The 19,888-nt window shown below is 54.1% G+C and carries 16 protein-coding genes; 14 read left to right on the forward strand and 2 right to left on the reverse strand.

Annotated features, from left to right (window positions below):
• Positions 1–8: 8 nt before the first annotated feature.
• Positions 9–1,505, forward strand: a complete 1,497-nt coding sequence (locus IEX04_RS10725) for a sensor histidine kinase (RefSeq protein ID WP_096257142.1) — start codon at positions 9–11, stop codon at positions 1,503–1,505.
• A gap of 66 nt (positions 1,506–1,571) precedes the next feature.
• Here the strand turns inward: IEX04_RS10725 and IEX04_RS10730 are convergent, their stop codons facing one another.
• Positions 1,572–3,290, reverse strand: coding sequence for a LysM peptidoglycan-binding domain-containing protein (locus IEX04_RS10730; protein WP_096257141.1), 1,719 nt, complete (start codon positions 3,288–3,290; stop codon positions 1,572–1,574).
• Between the two features lie 202 nt (positions 3,291–3,492).
• Here IEX04_RS10730 and IEX04_RS10735 point away from each other — a divergent pair, with 202 nt between their 5' ends.
• A complete protein-coding gene (locus IEX04_RS10735) occupies positions 3,493–3,846 on the forward strand; it encodes an Rv2175c family DNA-binding protein (RefSeq protein WP_096257140.1) in 354 nt (117 codons plus the stop codon).
• A 208-nt stretch (positions 3,847–4,054) separates the two neighbouring features.
• Here IEX04_RS10735 and IEX04_RS10740 read toward each other — a convergent pair whose 3' ends face one another.
• On the reverse strand, positions 4,055–5,113 hold the full coding sequence (locus IEX04_RS10740) for a polyprenyl synthetase family protein (protein WP_096257165.1): 1,059 nt from the start codon (positions 5,111–5,113) through the stop codon (positions 4,055–4,057).
• 196 nt (positions 5,114–5,309) lie between these two features.
• Between IEX04_RS10740 and dinB the strand changes: the two genes are divergently transcribed.
• The 12 genes from dinB to murG all read left to right on the forward strand — a co-directional run bounded on the left by dinB (position 5,310) and on the right by murG (position 19,885).
• Positions 5,310–6,488: a DNA polymerase IV gene (gene dinB, locus IEX04_RS10745; RefSeq protein ID WP_188685710.1), complete on the forward strand. Its 1,179-nt coding sequence runs from the start codon at positions 5,310–5,312 to the stop codon at positions 6,486–6,488.
• A gap of 182 nt (positions 6,489–6,670) precedes the next feature.
• The gene (locus tag IEX04_RS10750) at positions 6,671–7,057 is read left to right on the forward strand and encodes an SCO2097 family morphological protein (protein WP_096257139.1); all 387 of its coding nucleotides are present in this window, start codon (positions 6,671–6,673) and stop codon (positions 7,055–7,057) included.
• Positions 7,058–7,472: 415 nt separating this feature from the next.
• Positions 7,473–7,886, forward strand: coding sequence for a division/cell wall cluster transcriptional repressor MraZ (mraZ, locus tag IEX04_RS10755; protein ID WP_105673483.1), 414 nt, complete (start codon positions 7,473–7,475; stop codon positions 7,884–7,886).
• 179 nt (positions 7,887–8,065) lie between these two features.
• Positions 8,066–9,058 (forward strand): 16S rRNA (cytosine(1402)-N(4))-methyltransferase RsmH, encoded by a 993-nt coding sequence (gene rsmH / locus IEX04_RS10760; protein WP_188685712.1) that lies wholly within the window; start codon positions 8,066–8,068, stop codon positions 9,056–9,058.
• A gap of 3 nt (positions 9,059–9,061) precedes the next feature.
• Positions 9,062–9,844 (forward strand): cell division protein FtsL, encoded by a 783-nt coding sequence (ftsL, locus tag IEX04_RS10765; protein WP_188685713.1) that lies wholly within the window; start codon positions 9,062–9,064, stop codon positions 9,842–9,844.
• 76 nt (positions 9,845–9,920) lie between these two features.
• Positions 9,921–11,735, forward strand: a complete 1,815-nt coding sequence (locus tag IEX04_RS10770; RefSeq protein WP_229677105.1) for a peptidoglycan D,D-transpeptidase FtsI family protein — start codon at positions 9,921–9,923, stop codon at positions 11,733–11,735.
• Positions 11,729–13,312, forward strand: a complete 1,584-nt coding sequence (locus IEX04_RS10775; protein ID WP_188685714.1) for a UDP-N-acetylmuramoyl-L-alanyl-D-glutamate--2,6-diaminopimelate ligase — start codon at positions 11,729–11,731, stop codon at positions 13,310–13,312. The genes IEX04_RS10770 and IEX04_RS10775 overlap by 7 nt, the downstream gene beginning before the upstream one ends.
• 50 nt (positions 13,313–13,362) lie before the next feature.
• A complete protein-coding gene (locus tag IEX04_RS10780) occupies positions 13,363–14,820 on the forward strand; it encodes a UDP-N-acetylmuramoyl-tripeptide--D-alanyl-D-alanine ligase (RefSeq protein ID WP_188685715.1) in 1,458 nt (485 codons plus the stop codon).
• Positions 14,817–15,920, forward strand: a complete 1,104-nt coding sequence (gene mraY, locus IEX04_RS10785) for a phospho-N-acetylmuramoyl-pentapeptide-transferase (protein ID WP_096257133.1) — start codon at positions 14,817–14,819, stop codon at positions 15,918–15,920. The genes IEX04_RS10780 and mraY overlap by 4 nt, the downstream gene beginning before the upstream one ends.
• On the forward strand, positions 15,902–17,437 hold the full coding sequence (gene murD, locus IEX04_RS10790; protein WP_188685716.1) for a UDP-N-acetylmuramoyl-L-alanine--D-glutamate ligase: 1,536 nt from the start codon (positions 15,902–15,904) through the stop codon (positions 17,435–17,437). The genes mraY and murD overlap by 19 nt, the downstream gene beginning before the upstream one ends.
• A gap of 23 nt (positions 17,438–17,460) precedes the next feature.
• Positions 17,461–18,705 carry an FtsW/RodA/SpoVE family cell cycle protein gene (locus IEX04_RS10795; protein ID WP_188685717.1) on the forward strand — a complete coding sequence of 415 codons (1,245 nt, stop codon included), beginning with the start codon at positions 17,461–17,463 and terminating at the stop codon, positions 18,703–18,705.
• 55 nt (positions 18,706–18,760) lie between these two features.
• Positions 18,761–19,885 (forward strand): undecaprenyldiphospho-muramoylpentapeptide beta-N-acetylglucosaminyltransferase, encoded by a 1,125-nt coding sequence (gene murG, locus IEX04_RS10800; RefSeq protein WP_188685719.1) that lies wholly within the window; start codon positions 18,761–18,763, stop codon positions 19,883–19,885.
• Positions 19,886–19,888 lie beyond the last annotated feature (3 nt).

Genomic DNA, 19,888 nt, shown 5'->3' on the forward strand with positions numbered 1-19,888 from the left:
ACCCGCTAATGGCCCTCATTACCGAGCAACAACGTCAACGCGCAAATCTCGGGCCCGGTGATGAGGACTGGCTGCACCTACTGGTGGGGGACTGGCAACTAATCTCGGATCTAGCATTCGCAGACTTGGTTCTCTGGTTCCCCACCGGGGACGGTTCTTACGTGGCTCTCGCGCACGTAAGACCGTCAACGTCCCACACGGTATTCCATACCGACTTTGTGGGCGAACGGATCCGCAAGGATCTGCGAATGATGGTTGATCAGGCTTGGGAGAGCCAAAAGGTGCAGAAATCTGCCGAGCAACCAAGCGCAGAACTGATCTCCGGCCTGACCTCGGTCCAAGCGATCCCATTGGTGCGTCAGCATCGATCGGTTGCGGTGATCACTTCACACTTCGATCCAAATCAAGCTCGAACCCCCTCAAATCTTGAACTGGTGTACCGGCAGAGCGCCGATGACCTATTGACCATGGGCACTCGTGGTCTGTGGCCCGATTTTGCAAGCCCCACTGGGTCGCGTCGCGGTGCGCCGCGAGTGGGCGACGGGTTTATCCGACTAAATGTCGACGGTGTGGTGGAGTATGCGAGCCCCAATGCTGTGTCGGCCTTCCGCCGTTTGGGAGCAGCCGAAGTGCTCCAAGGACAACCGTTAGCAGATCTCACGATGGCACTGGTTAGTGACCGTCGTGTAGTCGATGAAACTTTGCCCCTAGTACTCCAAGGGAAAATGCCGTGGCGTACCGAAGTAGAGTTCTCCGGAGTGACGCTCTCGTTGCGTGCCATTCCACTTCGTGATGAATCCAAACGGTGGGGTGCCTTGGTATTGTGCCGAGACGTCACCGAACTTAGGCGTCGGGAGAAAGAACTCGTCACCAAGGACGCCACCATTCGCGAAATTCACCACAGGGTGAAGAATAATTTGCAGACGGTTGCAGCCCTACTGCGTATGCAGTCACGTCGTATGAGCTCCGACGAGGGTAAACAAGGCCTTGAACAAGCAATGCGTCGTGTCTCGACCATCGCCTCGGTACACGACTTCCTATCTAAGGGTCTGAACGAAACCGTAAAATTTGATGATCTTATGGATCGTCAATTCAGGCTGATCGTCGAAATTGCCTCGCCCGGCCAGCGTGTAGCAACCCGGCGTGAAGGTGAATTCGGGATGCTGGACGCCGATTTAGCCACTCCATTGTCGCTGGTCATCAACGAGCTGGTGACAAACGCGGTTGAACACGGGTTAGCGAACCGTGATGGTGAGGTCGGGCTGCTAGCTAACCGCTACAGCGGACACGATGGTAAAGACTGGCTACGAGTAGTGATCCAGGATGACGGGCATGGTTTGCCGGCAGGTCCACGGCGTGAAGGCTTGGGCCTACAGATCGTCCGCACATTGGTCACTAGCGAATTATCTGGTGAAATCCAGTGGATGCAGTCGGAACCGCAAGGGACCAAGGTCGTCATTGAGATGCCATTGCATCGACATCGCAGAGATCATCATAGTGTCTAAACAATTTGGCTGAGCACAAAAAATGCGGGTAAGTTCCGAAAGGAACCTACCCGCATTTTCTTATGTCTAGCTGTACTGCTTCATCAAAGATTTGACGCTAGCAACGTAGCGCTTGGTGTCTTCGAACATCCCGTACTTTCGAACTCCACCTAAGCCCTGGTAGTAGGATGCGATTGCTTCATCCAGGCTGTTGGTGTTATCCAAGTTGAAACGAATCGTAGCAACACCGGCTGCGACGTTGTCCTGAGGCTTCAGAAGGTTCAGATCGCGTCCTAGACGAGATGACATCCACTCGCCGGTACTTGGAATGACCTGCATGGTGCCAAGGGCGTTAGCAGGGGATACAGCACGCATGTCGAAGCCAGACTCCTGCATGGCGTGTGCCATTGCGAGCGACGGGTCTACTCCCATGCTGTTCGCAGTGGAACGAATTATTGCTTTCATCTCGTCGCGGCTTGGGACCGAGACGGAATCGAGGTAATTCTTATTCTCGTTGGCACTGTTCACGGTGGCATCTGGGTAGGTGCGGCCCAAGAAAGAATTACCGATCTTACGGTCCTTCTTCTTTTCAATGTTTCCATTTGGCGATACCGAAGAACCTGAGACTCGGAGTTTTTCACCGATCTTCAGCGCAGTCTGCGAGCTTACCTGCGGGTTCAAGTTCAGCAGCGCAGACAGCTTCATATCGTGCTGACCGGCGATGCCGCCGAGGGTGTCACCACTCTTGACAGTGTAAGTTGCGTTGCCCGACTTCTTTGGTGAGCTCTTCTTTTCGGTGTTTTTCGATTCCGAGGAACCGCCTGAAACAACGAGTTTATCGCCTGGGAAGATGTGCTTACCGGAGCTAATGTTGTTCTTGCTGAGCAAGGTCGACAGGCTCATATCGTGCTTGACTGCGATTCCCCCGAGGGTATCGCCACTCTTGACGGTGTAGGTCGAGGAGCCCGATGTTGATTTAGGGGAGCTCGACTTAGAGTCTGAGTTGTTGCTTGTTGACTTGCCAGAAACGGTGAGCTTATCACCGGGGAAAATCGACTTCGAAGCTGAGAGATTGTTTTTGCTAAGCAGTGTCGACAGGCTCATATTGTGCTTGACTGCAATGGCTCCGAGAGTATCGCCGTCCTTGACGGTATATGTTGCCTGACCCGAGTTCGAGCTATTGCGCTGCGAATCTTTCTTTGGCGCAGATGATTTAGAGCTCCCTGCAACGGTGAGCTTATCGCCAGGGAAGATCAAAGTGCTGGCAGATATGTCGTTCTTGCTCAACAGGCTAGACAGGCTCATATCGTGCTTGGCAGCGATACCACCTAGGGTGTCGCCGTTCTGCACGGTGTAAGAAGAACTCTGCTGGGTTTGCGGAGCAGACTTTTTCTTCGAGGATGACGCATTGCCAGGGACTTTGAGCGTCTTCCCGGCGACAATCACATCATTCTTGAGATTGTTGATCTTCTTTAGTTCGGAGATCGAAGTGTTGTATTCCTTGGCGATGCTCCACAAGGAAGCTCCCGGTTCAACTTTAATTTCCTTGGTGCTGCGCTGCGCAGGCAGACCAAGAGTTGAAACTCGTGAAGCGAGTAAGTGAGCTTTGATTTGGCTTTCAGCAATTTTTAGACTTGCTGGCGAGACGCTTTTAGGTGCAAGCACGCTCGGGCTCTGTGGAACTGAAACAGGTGCCGCGTGTACCGCTGGAGCTAACGCCAGACTGCCGATCACCGCGGCAGGTATAGCGGCGCCAGCTACGACGCCTAGAGCATGCTTAGCTGCATTGCTCGATTCGTGGGGCATGGAGTGAATCCTCAAATCAGTGGAGTAGGTAACAACTTCGTTCGCACGTCCTCGTTGGCAACGGGGCCAATGTGGTTCGTGTTGAAATTGTTATCAAAGTGATACATGAAAATTTACACTACTAGTGGGGCGCAAGGAAACCATTGTGGCGAGTCGGGAAGAAGTTTCTGCACGGTTTACCTTTTTGTGGGAACCTTAAGAGGTGAATGAACTTCAAAAAACCGTTGGCCAGTGGCTGACTCTTCCGGACTTAGCCGAAATTCTTGATGTCGATATCCGGGCAATACACCGGTTACTCGATGAACGAGCCATTATCTCTGTGCGAATCGGAGAGCGAAACGTGCGGTCAATCCCCGCTGACTTCGTTCTTGATGGTGCAGTCGTGGAAAGTCTTAAGGGAACGTTGTCGGTCCTGCTGGATGCTGCGTACTCGGATGAAGAAGCCATCACGTGGCTATTCACCGAAGACGAATCGCTTCCAGGGACTCCAATGAATGCCCTTCGTACTGGGCGCAAGACAGAAATCCGACGCAGGGCTCAAGCTCTAGCTTGGTAATTGAGCAGAACTAATCGTAAAGATTTCATAAAACTTTGGTCTCGAACGTGTTGTTGATAACCACATGTTCGGGACCTTAGTTCGTGCTGGGGTATTTGCGAAAACACATCGACGGTGCCCGGCAATCGAAGCTGGAAATAGCAATGGCCGACTACGAACAAAAAGTTCGTGGTCGGCCACTGCCAAATGCCTATGAAATTAAGGTTGTTTACTTACTGCGTTTGGTGACGATGTCGCTGAGGTAATGCATCCCTGCCAACGACAAGTCCGCAACGGTGATGCGTTTGAGTGCGGTAAGAGACTGCTCCGTCAGTTCGCTAATACTCGCTTCGGTTTCCACAAGGGCTCCCGAGCTTTTCAAAATTGTGCTCATCTTCTCTACTTCAACGTCGCTCATATCGGAGGCACCGAGGCGGTCTTGGATGAAGTCTCGTTCCGCTGGGGCGGACTTTGCCAACGCATGGGCGATCAATTCGGTACGTTTACCTTCACGCAAATCGTCTCCCGCTGGCTTCCCAGTCACTGAAGGGTCACCGAAGACGCCAAGAACGTCGTCGCGAAGTTGGAAGGCTTCACCTAGCGGCAATGCAAACGCGCTATAGTTTTCTAGCAATTCTGCACCGGCATTAGCTAATGCCCCACCTAATAAAAACGGGTTCTCCGTCGAGTACTTTGCAGACTTAAAGCGCACGATAGTTCGAGCGCGCTTCACGGCTTCTGCCGGATCATAGGCAGAGCCGGCTGACTCTTCCAGGACGTCGAGGTACTGCCCGGCCATGACTTGCAGTCGCATCCTATTAAAAATGGATCGAGTCGCTGAATTGAGCCCATCAATCTCGGCAAATACTTCTTCACTCAGAGACAGGCATAGGTCGCCAGTTAGGATGGCGCTTGCCATTCCATAAGCGGCGGCGTCACCGGTTAGACCGAGTGATGAGTGCTGCGCTTCAAATCTCTTGTGCACGCTTGGCTGTCCGCGACGAGTGTCGGAATTGTCAATGATGTCGTCGTGGATCAGGGCCGCACCCTGAAATAGCTCCAGAGAAACGCCTAAACGAACGATATTCTCGTCATCTGGATTTCCTCCCGCGCCGAGGTATCCCCAGTACGCAAAGAGCGGACGCAGGCGTTTACCGCCACGTACTAAGTCTTGGATGCTGCTGACAATTTCAGTGGCGCTGGAGGTAATCTGAGCAACTTCGTCACCTTTTGAAGACAAGAATTGTTCCAGAAGCTTGGCGACCGCATCGGTATAAGTACGACTCATCTGTTCAGCTTTGGATACCAGAGCTGACAGAGGTTCAAGCGAGGACATGAAAAACCATTTTCTAAGCGTGAACTACTAACGGATACTGTCAACTCTACAGTCATCTTTGTACCGCGCTCACGGAGACTGGATCGGCGGACTTCTCAGGATTGTTCGTGGTCCGCAGAACCGTCGGGTCGCTCATTAGACTAGGGATATGGCAGATCTGGAAAATCGCGCAATATTGCACGTGGATATGGATGCGTTTTTCGTATCCGTAGAGCTTCGCGACCGACCAGAGCTACTTAATGAACCAGTCATAGTGGGATTCCCTGGTGGTCGTAGCGTCGTGCTTTCAGCATCCTATGATTGTCGCGCACGTGGGGTACGTTCGGCCATGCCAATGAGCCAAGCCATAGCCTTGATGCCTCAGGCCACGATCATTGAACCTCGACATAGCGTGTATACCGAAGTTTCGGCACAGATTATGAACTATTTTGAGACCATTACGCCGCTGGTCGAACAGGTAAGTATCGACGAAGCTTTCTTAGACGTGACTGGAAGTATGCGATTGCATGGTGGACCGGTAGCAATCGCACATAAGATCCGTGCGCATGTGGCAGAAGAACTGCATCTTCGTGCGAGCGTGGGCATTGCGAGAAACAAGTTCGTGGCAAAACTCGCCTCGACACATGCGAAGCCAGACGGCCTCATTGTCGTCGCTCCAGAGCGAACTACAGAATTTTTGCATCAGCTCCCGGTGTCAGCGATGTGGGGAGTGGGAAAGAAAACCGGGGAACAATTGCACGCCCTGGGAATTGAAACCATCGAGCAGTTGGCCACCGAGCCGCAATCCCGAATGATCCAACGCTTTGGAGAACATGGACGTTCTTTGCATCTGCTGGCCCACGGTATCGATAACCGTCACGTGCAAACTACCCGGCAGGAGAAAAGTATCTCAGCTGAGCATACTTTTGCTGGTGATGTGAAGGATGTCGAGGTGCTGGAGGAAGAACTGCTGAGGTTGGGCCACCGGATTGGACAGCGCCTAAGGGCCTCTGGAAAGGCCGCGTCAGGGGTGGGGCTAAAACTGAAGTATCAGGACTTTACCGGAGTGACTCGAAGTAGGGCTATGACGGTACCGACCGACTCCTCGGCGACTATAAGTCAACATGCCGTCGAACTGTTGCGCCGCATGACTCCGCTATCTCAGTCCGTCAGGCTGGTGGGTGTCAAAGCGGAAAGGCTAAGCGATCCTGAACTGGGAATACAGTTGAGTCTGGACCCTATAGAAGGAAAAACCCGTGAAGCTGAAAGAGTTGCTGACGAAATAAGCCAACGTTTTCCTGGCTTCGGTTTGTCTCCAGCTCGGTTCCTGCGACCTAAAGAAAAATAGGTCTGCCACTCACAATGATGGAGTTGCCTGAAAGTGCTGAAGATCAACTAGCAGGGGAGCGGCAAAAGAGACTATCCTAATAAGTAGGTAGCAAATACCGATTGGGAACGATTCCAAGTGGTTGTGCGTTATACCTGTAGGCGGTGGTGGACCGCTTCGGAAGTGATTGGAAGGAGAAGGCGATGCCCCTATCAGAGCATGAGCAACGTCTATTGGAGCAGTTGGAGAAGCAACTGCACGAGGATCGTCGCTTCGCTTCCAGCATGAAGGCTCCAGCAAGTACTGGTCGTCTTTCAACGCGCAACATTGCGCTTGGTGCGCTCCTGGTCATCGTGGGACTCGGTGGTCTCATCTTTGGAATTTCCCAGCAGCTGATCATTGTCGGTGTTATCGGATTCGCAGCCATGTTCGCTGGCGTTCTTCTGGCCCTTGCTAAATCGGCGGAAGGAAAAGTCGGTGGCATCAAAGCTCCGGCCAATTCCAAGCCATCGGGATCAGGAAATTCGCCGTTCATGAGCGGTTTGGAAGAGAAATGGAACCAGCGTAAGCGGGACCAGTCCGACGGATAGATTTTAGTTTTCGAGGTGTAACCCTTTGTGGGGTTGCACCTCTTTTTCTTTTAATTGACCTTCAACAGGCGCCGGCACAATTCTCGGCAGATTCCTAGGTAACGGGTTTTATGGGGTATTTGCCCACCCCCACTTTCCTCCCCGCACCCCTCCATAGTGCTCCCCAAACTTAGATTCCGCCCATAAACAGCGGTATCTCGGCCTTTTTACGTCAGAACTCCTTAACTGTCGGTCCATTCTTCCTTAGACCCTCCACAACAGAAGCTGGGAAAAACCCGCGAAATCAAGGCCTTTTTTAATTCCAACACCTCGCGAAAACGCGTTGTTTGCGTTGACAGTGGAGGGTTGTGGAGTAAAGTGGAGTGCAGTAGAGGGAATTGGGTAATTGGACCACTTTGCGGGAGAGGCGGTGTGCATGTTCCTTGGAACGTACACGCCCCGACTCGATGAAAAAGGTCGACTAATTCTGCCTGCTAAATATCGTGACGAGCTCTCATTTGGCCTAGTGCTTACCCGAGGGCAGGAACGTTGCATCTATGTCTTTAGCCAGCGCGAGTTTGAGAAGCAACATGAGCAACTAGCTCAGGCATCACTGACTTCGCGTAAAGCACGAGATTATGCGCGTGTGTTCTTGTCAGGCGCTTCTGACGAATTGCCAGACAAACAAGGACGAGTCACGATTCCGCAGGTATTGCGTAGCTACGGAGGCTTGGACCGTGAAGTGACGGTCATCGGTGCGGGAAACCGAATCGAAATTTGGGACTCCACTGCCTGGCAACAGTACTTGCAAGAACAGGAAGAAGTATTTTCCGAAACGGACGAAGACTAGAACCCATTGCGGGTTCCGGTGTTTTCCACAGAAACAAGAACGCTGGGATGAGATCTCCAGCCACCTTGACGGTGACTTGCTCTGGCTCCACTTCCCCGGATCCAGATCAAAATTCACTGACGCGAGGTTGGATGGGGATCTGATTCCAGCGGAGACAACAACAGCGAAAAGGGGGCGCAGTGCCGAATCAAGATTCTCAACGACCAGCTTCGGAGCGACATGTTCCGGTATTACTGGATCGATGCGTCAATCTTTTGGCACCGGGCATCGAGCGCGCCAATGCCGACGGACGTAGAGCCGTTGTTGTGGACTGCACCTTAGGAATGGGTGGACACTCCGAGGCGATCCTGCAACGCTTCGACAATCTCCACCTGATCGGTCTTGACCGTGACGAGCAGGCTCACCAGCTTGCCGGAGCTCGTCTAAAGCCTTTCGAAGATCGAGTAGACCTTGTGCATGCGGTCTACGACGAAATCTCGGACGTGGTGGAAGACCTGGGTTTCCCGGGAATCGACGGCGTACTTTTTGATCTTGGTGTTTCCTCATTGCAACTCGATGAGCGCGAACGAGGTTTTGCATATTCCTACGATGCGCCTCTAGATATGCGTATGGACACCTCGGTTGGTCCAACTGCCGAAGACTTGGTCAACGACCTGGACCGTGAGCGACTGCTACGGATTATTCGTCAGTGGGGCGAAGAGAAATTTGCGGGTCGGATTTCTACAGCCATCGTGGAGGCGCGAGCCACAGAACGAATCACGACGACAGCTCAGCTGGTCGAGGTTATTCGCTCAGTAGTTCCTGCTGCTGCAGCACGCACCTCAGGGCACCCCGCAAAGCGAACTTTCCAAGCATTGCGTATTGCGGTGAATGAAGAGCTTGACGTTTTGGAACGAGCTATACCTGCGTCGATGTCCTCACTGAATATTGGCGGCCGGGTGGTCGTCATGAGTTACCACTCACTCGAGGACAAAATCACCAAACGTCACTTCGTCAAGGGTTCTACCTCTTCAGCTCCTCCGGGTTTTCCAGTTGAGCTGGAAGAGCATAAGCCCGAATTCAAGGTACTCACCAAGGGCACCGAGAAGCCGACAGAAGCAGAAATCGCAGAAAATCCACGTGCTGCATCGGCCCGCTTGCGTGCGGTCGAAAGAGTTCTGAAAAGGAGCTAGCCCATGACCCAACGAGCCCAACGTCGAGTCACCAAGACCGCCGCAATGACCGCACAGACGGTTGTCGACGGTAGTGCTGCTCGCGCCGTTCGTCCGGAACCAGTGGCTGCAAGTGAACTTCCAGAGCTTGATTCGCGCCAGCGCGTTACGCTCTCACTCGTACCGCGTATTAACGAGACCAACAAGCGTTCGATGTTGGTCATGGTGATTGCTCTGGTCGTCGTGGCATTTTCAGTGATAGTTACGCTCGTGCTGATGAACACGTCGGTAGCCCAAAGACAATATGACATTGTGTCTTTGCGAAACCAAGAACGCGTGCTCTCGCAAGAAAACCAGGCGCTACTCAAGGAAGCTCAATCGCTGTCAGCTCCGCAGGCGCTGGCAAAAAAAGCGAAAGCGCTTGGCTTAGTAGCACCGGGGGCTCCTGGACTGGTGGATCTCAACGACAACTCCATCACGAAGTCTGCAGACAAGGCCGTGGAGGCGGAAGGAAATTCCGCCAACTACGCAACGTTGCCACTACCGGGGCAGAGCATCCGCGAGAAGGCAAAGGCCGACACGAAGAAGAGTGAGTCCAAGGCACCAGTGCCTACTGTGGGCAATGCCTCTAAAGATGATGCGAAGCCGGCTACCGATTCGGCGGACTCGAAGAATTCCACGAAGTCTGTAGTGAAAGACGAAACGGCAACTCGCAAGATTGCCGATGACGGACGACCGGTCTTCAAAGATAGCGAACTCAACGGCGGCACGATCCCAGCACCAATGATCAAATCCCCGACGAACTAGCTTTCGCTTTCTAAGCTAGAACCACGACGGTAATTCTCGCTGTCAAGAAACCACGTTGAGGGGACTGAGTATCACCGTGAGCTCGACCGCACTGGACACAGCAAAAAAGCGCATGCGTTTTTTGCTCATCTTATCTTTGGCAGCGCTCCTAGCAATCGCGGGCCGATTGTTTTGGGTACAGGGAATTAACGCTTCGACCGTCGCCGATGCCGCGCAGGCAGACCGCCAGCGCGAAGAAGTTATCGCGCCGACCCGTGGTTCTATCGTTGATCGCAACGGTACGTTGTTGGCGGTCAGCGTTGACCGTTACGACCTGGTTATTGACCAGCGAGACCAGCGAGATCAATTCCGCCGCGCAAAGCGCGATGGCACCAACGGTAGCGAGTTCATTGGTTGGGATCAGGCGGTCAAGGAACTAGCCCAGATTCTTGACCAGGATCCAGCAGAGCTTGCCACTTCCGTTCAGCCGCAGGACGGTGCCAAACCCAAAGGCTACGTGGTCCTGGCCAAGGGAGTCACTCCAGAAGTTAAAAACGAAGTGATGGAAGTCGGCATCCCACGCCTTTCCCCATTGCTACGTAGCGAACGACAGTACCCACAAGGCGTGATCGCCGGACCGCTCCTAGGTTTTGTGCGAAACTCTGAGGATCAAACATCCGTGGTGGGTGCTGAAGGCTTAGAACTAAGCCAAGAAAAGCATCTTAAAGGAACCGAAGGCAGTCGCAAGATTGAGGTCAGTGCCGACGGCGTCCGCATACCGGTCACCGAGGTTGAAGAAACCCCAGCGGTTAACGGCCAAGACGTCATGCTGACCATCGACTCCGATGTGAACTATGTGGCACAGCGTGAGGCCGAAAAGAAGCAGAAGCAGTTTAATGCCCAATGGGTATCGGTAGTCGTTCAGGAAGTAAAGACCGGCAAGATCCTTGCCATTGGTGACTCTGCTCAATTAGATCCCAATGACCCAGGTGCCACCGACCCTGAGTTTCGTCGCTCCGTGTCTATCACCCGGGCTTTTGAGCCAGGCTCCACCGGCAAGGCTGCAATTTTTGCTGCGGCAATTGATCAGGGAGCGGTAACCCCAAAGACCGAGCTCCGTGTTCCGAACAAGTACACAGTCACCAAGGAGACTATTAACGACTCCTTGCCACACGACACTTTCGATATGACTGCGGCCGGAGTTTTTGCTCGTTCCTACAACACCGGTACCGTGATGGTCGGAAACAAGCTGACCAAAAAACAACGCTATGACTACATGCGTAAGTTTGGGCTAGGAAGCCCGATTTACCTTGGACTAAACGGTGCAAGCGCTGGACAGCTGGCGAAACCAGAAAATTGGGATCGCCGCCAGCAGTACACCACGATGTTTGGCCAAGGTTATTCGCAAACCGTCCTGCACACCGCCTCGATTTTCCAGACTCTAGCCAACGGTGGAGAGCGCATCGCACCGAGCCTCATCGAAGGTTATAAAAACGACGATGGAAGCGTAACCGAACCGGATCCGTCAAAAACGAGCCGCGTTGTGAAGAAAGAGACAGCAAAAGAGATGCTGAAGATCATGGAAGGCGTCGTGGAATCGGGCACCGGTACTAAAATGAAGATACCGGGATACCGCGTAGGCGGTAAAACGGGTACCGGACAGGCCGCAAGTGATAAGGGCTATGACGGGTACAGCTATTCCTTCGCAGGCGTAGCACCACTGGATGACCCACAGTACGTTGTGGTGGCAACCATGTACCGTCCGCAGGGTAGCTGGAAAAACTTTTCGGTCGCCGACACGTTTACTGAAGTAATGAGTCACGTACTCAACACCTACAACGTGCCACCAAGCTCCACAAAATCAGAAGCGTATGACGTCTTCGTTGGTAAGGAACAAAAGAAACCTTGGTAGTTCAGGAATCAGGCACGCCACGCGAGCTGGAACATCATTTGCGACCTAGCACGGTCAAAGGCATCGACTTTGATCAGTTGCTAGAACCACTCGCTGCAACCGCTCATGGAGCCGCTAACAAGCGACCCATTACCGGAGTGAGCCTGAACCCACAGATAGTTCAGCCCGGGGACGTATTCCTGGCCATCTCGGGCGCAAAACGTCACGGCGCAGAATTCCTAGACACCGCCATAGCCAATGGAGCCGTCGCGCTGATCACCGATGAGGCGGGCCTCAACCTGTTGGCCGAACCGGCGTCGATTCCGGTGGCAGTAGTCAGCGATGTGCGAAAAATTGCAGCTCGCGCCGCCAGCATGGTCTACGGTACAGCGAAGAACTGCCCCGAATTGTTAGCGGTGACCGGCACCAATGGCAAAACCACCACAACCTTTATGATTCGGGCGATTACCGAGGCCCTCGGATTACATGCAGGTCTTGTAGGCACCATTGAAATGTCTGCTCGCGGTCAGATTATCCCTAGCGTGCTCACTACCCCCGAGGCGACCCAGCTGCATGGTGTCCTGGCACGAATGAATGAACAAGAAATTTCTACGGTGGCTATGGAAGTTTCTAGCCATTCGCTGAGTTACGGGCGGGTAGACGGATTGCAGTTTGCCGTATCCGGATATACCAACCTCACCCAGGACCATCTCGATCTGCATGGTTCGATGGAAGATTATTTCCAGACCAAAGCGCAACTGTTTACCTCGGGCCATAGCCAGCGTGCAGTGGTGATGGTCGATGACTCCTATGGACAGCGACTGGCGCAGAACGCTTCAATTCCCACCGAGTCGTTGAGCCTTGATGCACATACCAATGCCGACTGGCACGTAGTGAACATCGCGCCCAGCGTATTAGGACATCAGTTCACTATCGTGCATCGCGATGGACGCGAAATTCACGCCCGCACCGGCCTGCCGGGACTCTTTAATGTCGCCAACGCGGCGCTGGCAACCGTGATGGTGCTGGCCAGCGGTGTTGCTCTAGAACAGCTCCAGGAAGCACTGAAGCAAGCTGACCCGCTGTCGGTATCGGTTCCAGGTCGGATGCAAGTCATCGGCGAGTCACCCGTGGCAGTAGTGGACTTCGCGCATAACTCCGATGCCATCGCCAAGGCCTTGGAATCGATGCGCGTCACCGGGCAAGGACGTCGAATTATCGTTTTCGGTGCCACCGGCGATCGTGACAAAACCAAGCGCCCGGACATGGGCGCCGTGGCGGCGCGCCATGCAGACATCGTCATTGTCACCGATGATGACCCGCATGGGGAAGATCCAGAACCAATTCGCGAACAGGTTGCCGCCGGCGCGCAAGCCGTGATCGACGCTGAACGTGCAGCGGTGCAGCTATTCAACATCGCGCCACGCGCTAAAGCCGTTGAATTCGCTGTGAGTTTGGCTGGAGTGCAAGATGCGATACTCGTTGCCGGTCGCGGACACGAAGTTAGCCAAGACGTCGCCGGTATTGACGTTGAGTTAGATGACCGCGTCGAACTGGCCAATGCGCTAAAGCTTCATGGATTTGTGACCATTTACTAGCTCACAGAAGTCCTCCTCACCCGCCGCTCAAGTGTAAAGTCCTAATTGCCATGATTGATTTGTCTCTCTCCGACCTGCTCGCGATCACCGGGGGTCGCGCGACAGCTTCTGTCGCCCCATCCACCGTCATCTCATCGGTTACTACCGATTCGCGTGACGTGCTTCCCGGAGCCCTTTTTGTTGCTAAGCCCGGCGAATTTTCTGACGGGCACGCCTTTATTGACAAGGCCCTGTCCAGCGGCGCCACGTTGGCTCTAGCCGAACGTGTCACTCTCGACGAGCAAAGAGCCGAGCATCCGGCAATTATTGTCGATGACGCGGTCGAAGCGATGGGTCAGATCGCTGCACACATCGTTGAGTATCTGAAGAAGAAAAACGACGCGGTGGTCATCGGGATTACCGGCTCAGCCGGCAAAACAACCACCAAAGACCTTTTGGCAAGCATCTTGTCCAAGGTTGCGCCGACGGTGTCCCCGATTGGCTCCTATAACGGAGAAGTCGGAGTGCCGCTGACCGTATTCAGTGCCACCGAAGACACCAAGTACCTGGTGATCGAGATGGGCGCTACCGGTATTGGACACCTGACTTACCTCACCGATATGGTGCACCCGAAGATCGGGGTGGTGCTTTGTGTAGGCACCGCACACGCCGGGGAATTCGGTGGAGTGGAAAATATTGAAAAGGCCAAGGGTGAACTTGTTGAAGCCTTAGACGCTTCCGGGACCGCTCTACTGAACTATGACGACTCACGAGTCGCACGTATGGCGCAGCGCTCCGGGGGAGCGGTACGTTACTTCGGTACCGTCAGCAATAAACCAGAGAACGCGAGCGTCTGGGCTGAGGATGTGGTTGTCAACTCCGATGGTCAGCCTGAACTAACTCTAGAATTTTCCAATGGTTACAGCCAGCGAATCACCTCAGGTCTGCTTGGACGCCACCATGTCTCGAATATTTTGGCCGCTGCCGGTGCAGCGGCTGAATTAGGCATCGAAGCGGCCTTGATTGCACAAACCCTTGATGGGCTCACTGCCGGCAGCCGGTGGCGGATGGAACGCATTGAGCGCGCCGATGGAGTCACCATCATTAACGATGCGTACAACGCGAATCCAGAGTCCATGCGCGCCGCACTACGCACGCTGGCCGAACTAGGACTTCCGAACGAGCAAGGTGTTGCCCGGCGTACCTGGGCGGTCCTAGGCGAAATGCTAGAGCTCGGGGACGAATCCCGGCATGAGCATGATGTTCTGGGGCGCATTGCGGTACGGATGAACATCAAAAAGTTGTTGGTGATTGGCTGGGGCGCAAAGCTGGCATATAACTCCGCGGTGCTCGAAGGCAGTTGGGGCGATGAAGCCTACTTCGTGGAAACCATCGAAGAAGCACGTAGCCAGCTTGCCGAGCAGCTTCTGCCCGGCGACATAGTTTTGTTCAAATCTTCAAATGGCGCCGGGTTACGACACCTAGGTGATGACATCGCAGCACTTGTGAAAGAAGGCGAAGACGCATGATCGCATTGATTCTAGGCGCAGGCATTGCCTTAGTGCTGACCATGGTGGCCATGCCGCTGTACATCCGGTTACTGACCAAAAAGCAGTACGGACAAGTGGTGCGTGACGACGGACCAAACTCACATTCGGTGAAGTCCGGTACCCCCACCATGGGTGGCGTGGTCTTTATCCTTGCGGTCTTTGTTGCTTACTTCCTCACCCACGGCATCCTAGGTCTGATGGGGCGTACTTCCTCGGGGATTACCGCCAGTGGCTTGCTGGTGTTGTTATTGTTCGGCGGTATGGGACTTGTCGGCTTCCTGGATGACTTCATTAAGATCGCCAAGAAGCGTTCCTTGGGACTGCGTGCCTACCAGAAGATCATCTTGCAGGCAATTGTTGGCATCAGCTTCGCAGTTCTTGCCTTGCAGTTCCCTAACTCCCAGGGGCTAACTCCTGGGTCAACGGCGATTTCATTCCTGCGCGATCTGAACATTGACCTAGCATTCGCCGGACCAATGGTGGGCCTGATTCTCTTTGTGCTTTGGGCCAACTTCATCTCCACCGCGACCACCAACGGTGTGAACCTCACTGACGGTCTTGACGGTCTTGCGACTGGTGCTTCCATTATGGTGTTCGGCGCTTACACGCTCATTGGTATCTGGCAACAGAATCAGGCCTGTGGCCGCGATAACGCGATGGAAGTTTGCTACACCGTGCGTGATCCGCAGGATCTAGCACTGCTCGGTGCAACGATTTCCGGCGCACTGATCGCCTTCCTCTGGTGGAACGCAAAACCAGCGAAGATCTTCATGGGTGATACCGGTTCGCTAGCTATTGGTGGCGCCCTGGCAGCGATGGCGATCCTCTCACGCACCCAGCTGTTGCTGGTTGTCATTGCTGGCTTGTTCGTCATCATCGCATTGTCGGTGATAATCCAGGTTGGTTACTTCAAACTTTCCGGTGGCAAGCGCGTCTTCAAGATGGCGCCGTTGCAGCACCACTTTGAGCTCTCCGGATGGTCCGAAGAGAATGTTGTTATTCGTTTCTGGATTCTGGCCGGTCTCTTTGTGGCAGCCGGACTGGGTCTGTTCTACTCCGAATGGGTTGTCGCACTGTGAGTGAAAAACTGGCCAATCTGACCAGCTGGGATGCAAACTGGAAAGACCTGCGCGTTGTTGTTGCGGGTCTGGGACTCTCCGGATTCTCCGCCGCCGACACGCTGATCGAGCTTGGCGCCATAGTCACCGTCATCGACGGACGTGATGACGAGATCAACTCGCAGCGTGCCGAGACACTGAAAATTGTCGGAGCGCATCAGGTGTTGCTCGGTACCGAACATATTGACTCGTTGCCACAGGTTGACGGCGGCGCGCCGGATCTCGTGGTGGTCTCGCCGGGCTGGAATCCACGCCACCCAGTATTGGCGGCGGCGGCAGAAGCCGGTATCGAAATCTGGGGCGATGTTGAACTTGCTTGGCGCGTGCAGAACCGTGCAGGGCGCACTGCGCCACAGTGGCTAGCGATCACCGGTACCAACGGTAAAACTACGACCGTAGGCATGACCGAAGCGATCTTGCAGGCTGCCGGGTTACGTGCCATCGCCGTGGGAAACGTAGGGACCCCCATTTTGGATGCGGTTCGTGAACCGGTGGACTACGACGTATTTGTTGTTGAACTATCGAGCTTCCAGCTTCACTTCACCCACAGCATCTCTCCTTTGGCCTCAGTCGTCTTGAACATCGCCGAAGATCACGTGGACTGGCATGGCGGCTTTGAGGCCTACCAGGCGGACAAAGCTAAAATCTATGAGCGAACCCAAGTCGCCGCGATCTTTAACGTCGCAGATGCCAAGACGCTTCAAATGGTTGAGAACGCGGATGTCATCGAAGGATGCCGCGCCATCGGCTTCTCCACCGACAGCCCAGCCGTTTCCACCGTAGGGATCGTTGAAAGCCTATTGGTGGACCGCGCATTTATCGAAGAGCGCCGGAGCAATGCCTTAGAACTGGTGGCGCTGAGCGATATCGGCGAAATCGTTCCGAAGCATACCGCAGCCAACGCCGCCGCGGCCGCTACTTTGGCCCGCGCGTATGGGGTTGAAGCCGAGGCAATAGCCAAGGGTCTGAGCGGTTTTGATTCTGGTGCTCACCGTATTCAAGCCGTCGCGCGACGCAATGACATCTTGTGGATCAATGATTCAAAAGCCACCAACCCGCACGCGGCTAACGCCTCACTTGCGGCATTTAGCTCGGTGGTGTGGATTGCAGGCGGACTGTCTAAGGGTGTGGACTACACCGAGCTGATTAGAACTCATGCACAGCGTTTACGCGCCGTACTGCTGATTGGTACCGATAACGACTCACTGCGTGCGGCACTGGCCGAACACGCTAGTGACGTCGAGCTGGTAGACATCACCGCGCTGGGACAAGCTGCCACGGACATGGCCCCGACAGGCTCGCAGGTGATGACCCAAGCAGTGCGCAAGGCTGCAGAACTTGCGCAGGCCGGGGATACAGTATTGATGGCACCGGCAGCTGCCTCGATGGACCAATTCAGTTCCTACGCCCAGCGTGGCAACGCATTTATCAGCGCTGTCAGTGATCTCATGGATGAGGGAACCGCAGGAACTAAGTAAGCAATCTGACCGGACGGGAGGCAATGATGGCAACAGCACGTGGCAAAAAAACCAAGAATAGAAAGCCAAAGTTCTCCCCGGTCGGTCGGCTCATCGGCAACATCGAATCCGGCAGTGCACGCACCGCTTCGATCGACTACATGCTGGTGTTCGTCACCTCGATTGCCTTGGCAATATTTGGTGTGCTGATGGTGCAGTCCTCGGCGTCCGTTGAGGCTATTGCTCGCGGAAATGATGGCTTCACCGTGGCATTATCCCAAGCGATGTTTGCCGGATTAGGCATTGTCGCGATGATAGCGATGCAGTTTTTCAAACCTGCAACGTTGAAAAGGCTGGCCTGGCCAGCCGCACTCGTGGCGGTACTACTGTTGTTCCTCGTGGCGTTCACTCCGCTCGGCCATGAGGTTCTGGGTAACCGAAACTGGATCCGTATCACCAGCACCATCGGCCTGCAGCCCAGTGAGTTTGCCAAGTTAGCGTTGGCAGTTTTTGCTGCATTTATGCTTGAAAAAAAGCAAAACATGCTCCACGACTACAAGCACCTATTTGTACCGATCGTCCTTCCAATCGGCGGCGCCATTCTTTTGCTGGTGTTAGCCGGAAAAGACGTAGGTACCGCGCTGGTATTGATCTTGATCATCGCCACCGCGCTTTTTCTTGGCGGGCTGAAGATGAAGTGGCTGGCGCTGGCAGGCATTACAGGCTTTGCCATGCTCGCGGTGCTGGTATTCGCGTCCTCTAACCGTCGTGCTCGTGTGTTGGCATGGTTGAAAATTGACTGCGGAGTCGATGACAGAATCTGTTACCAGTCCAGCATGGGACTGCACGCATTCGCCTCCGGCGGTTGGTTCGGCGTCGGGGCTGGTCAATCACGACTAAAGTGGTCCTACGTTCCCGAAGCGCAAAACGACTTCATCTTCTCAATTCTTGGCGAAGAATTCGGATTTGTCGGTGTCCTCTTTGTCCTTTGCATGTTTGCACTGCTGGCCTTGGCCATGTTCCGTATCGCGATGCGCGCCAATGACTTGTACACCAAGGTATTGATGGGTTGCATTTCCACCTGGATCATCGGACAAACCTTCATCAATCTTGGTACGGTCAGTGGATTGCTACCGGTCATCGGTGTGCCGCTACCTTTCATTTCTTCCGGTGGTTCGGCGATGCTTGCGGTAATGCTAGCTATGGGCTTCGTGCTTTGTTCGGCACGTGCTCAAAAACTCGCAGCCATAGCGAACTTTGCTACGGACACCGGAAAGTCGCCAAAGTAAGTTTTACGTTGATTGTGCCTAATCGCTGGTCTTGGACCCGAGGAGTATAAAAGCCATGAGTGATCCGATCCGTCTGGTCGTTGCCGGAGGCGGAACCGCCGGCCATATTTCGCCAATGCTGGCCATCGCAGATGCAGTGCGTCAGCAAGATACACAGGCAAACATCGTTGCACTGGGTTCCCCCGGCGGGCTTGAAACTAAGCTGGTTCCCGAAGCCGGGTATCGGTTAGCGCTAATCCCCAAAGCGCCTATGCCACGAAGCATCAACCTTGATCTGCTCAAGTTTCCTTTCCGGTTCCTCAAAGCAATCAATGAAGCAAAGAAGATACTCCGGGAAACCAAAGCCGAAGCATTGCTCGGAGTCGGGGGATACGTCTGCACTCCGGCTTACCTAGCGGCTAAAAAGCTTGGCATCCCAACTTTTGTTCACGAAGCAAATTCGGTTGCAGGCATGGCCAATAAGCTGGGTGCAAAACACGCGGTGGGTGTCGGAACTACATTCGCTAACACCGGATTACCAAACGCACGTCAGGTCGGCATGCCGATGAGATCTAACGTTGCGCTGATGGATCGGTCCACGATTCGTGACGAGGCTCGTGCGTACTTTGGCCTCGCCGATCAGTCGCCGGTGCTGGTGGTCACCGGTGGGTCTTCCGGTGCGCAGAGCATTAACGAGACTATTGTTGCTTCGCTTGACCAGCTGGACGCTGCAGGAGTGCACGTAGTGCATATCACCGGTCGCGGGAAGCAAATTACCGATGCCCAAGGTAACCATCTGGAACATGCCGGTTATACGCAACGCGAGTACGTGGACCGAATGGAGTTCGCTTACGCCGCGGCAGACCTGATGATCTGCCGTTCCGGCGCGGGTACCGTGTGCGAGCTGGCGGTGGCTGGAACCGCTTCAGTTCTCGTTCCATTGCCAATTGGCAACGGTGAACAGAAACTAAATGCGAGCGAGCTGGTTGTAGCCGGAGGCGCATTATTGGTTTCGAACTCGGACTTTACTCCCGGCTATGTCACCGACACGGTCCTGAACTTGATCACCGATCAGCATAAACTTGAACAGATGTCGCAAGCTGCTGCTTCGCTGGGACAACGAGACGCTGCCGAACAGATGGCAGCAATGATTATCGACGAAGTTTCATCCCGACGTTCCGCGTCGGGTCAGAAAGGCTAAATT

Origin of the sequence: Glutamicibacter ardleyensis (genome assembly GCF_014644555.1) — a bacterium.
Classification (GTDB): domain Bacteria; phylum Actinomycetota; class Actinomycetes; order Actinomycetales; family Micrococcaceae; genus Glutamicibacter; species Glutamicibacter bergerei.

What these genes read in the sequence shown, in the direction of transcription:
- murD (WP_188685716.1), top strand. Translation starts at nt 15,902, where the DNA reads ATGGGTTGTCGCACTGTGAGTGAAAAACTGGCCAATCTGACCAGCTGG.
- IEX04_RS10740 (WP_096257165.1), bottom strand. Translation starts at nt 5,113, where the DNA reads ATGAGTCGTACTTATACCGATGCGGTCGCCAAGCTTCTGGAACAATTC.
- IEX04_RS10795 (WP_188685717.1), top strand. Translation starts at nt 17,461, where the DNA reads ATGATGGCAACAGCACGTGGCAAAAAAACCAAGAATAGAAAGCCAAAG.
- murG (WP_188685719.1), top strand. Translation starts at nt 18,761, where the DNA reads ATGAGTGATCCGATCCGTCTGGTCGTTGCCGGAGGCGGAACCGCCGGC.
- ftsL (WP_188685713.1), top strand. Translation starts at nt 9,062, where the DNA reads ATGACCCAACGAGCCCAACGTCGAGTCACCAAGACCGCCGCAATGACC.
- IEX04_RS10725 (WP_096257142.1), top strand. Translation starts at nt 9, where the DNA reads ATGGCCCTCATTACCGAGCAACAACGTCAACGCGCAAATCTCGGGCCC.
- IEX04_RS10730 (WP_096257141.1), bottom strand. Translation starts at nt 3,290, where the DNA reads ATGCCCCACGAATCGAGCAATGCAGCTAAGCATGCTCTAGGCGTCGTA.
- mraY (WP_096257133.1), top strand. Translation starts at nt 14,817, where the DNA reads ATGATCGCATTGATTCTAGGCGCAGGCATTGCCTTAGTGCTGACCATG.
- mraZ (WP_105673483.1), top strand. Translation starts at nt 7,473, where the DNA reads ATGTTCCTTGGAACGTACACGCCCCGACTCGATGAAAAAGGTCGACTA.
- IEX04_RS10780 (WP_188685715.1), top strand. Translation starts at nt 13,363, where the DNA reads ATGATTGATTTGTCTCTCTCCGACCTGCTCGCGATCACCGGGGGTCGC.
- IEX04_RS10750 (WP_096257139.1), top strand. Translation starts at nt 6,671, where the DNA reads ATGCCCCTATCAGAGCATGAGCAACGTCTATTGGAGCAGTTGGAGAAG.
- dinB (WP_188685710.1), top strand. Translation starts at nt 5,310, where the DNA reads ATGGCAGATCTGGAAAATCGCGCAATATTGCACGTGGATATGGATGCG.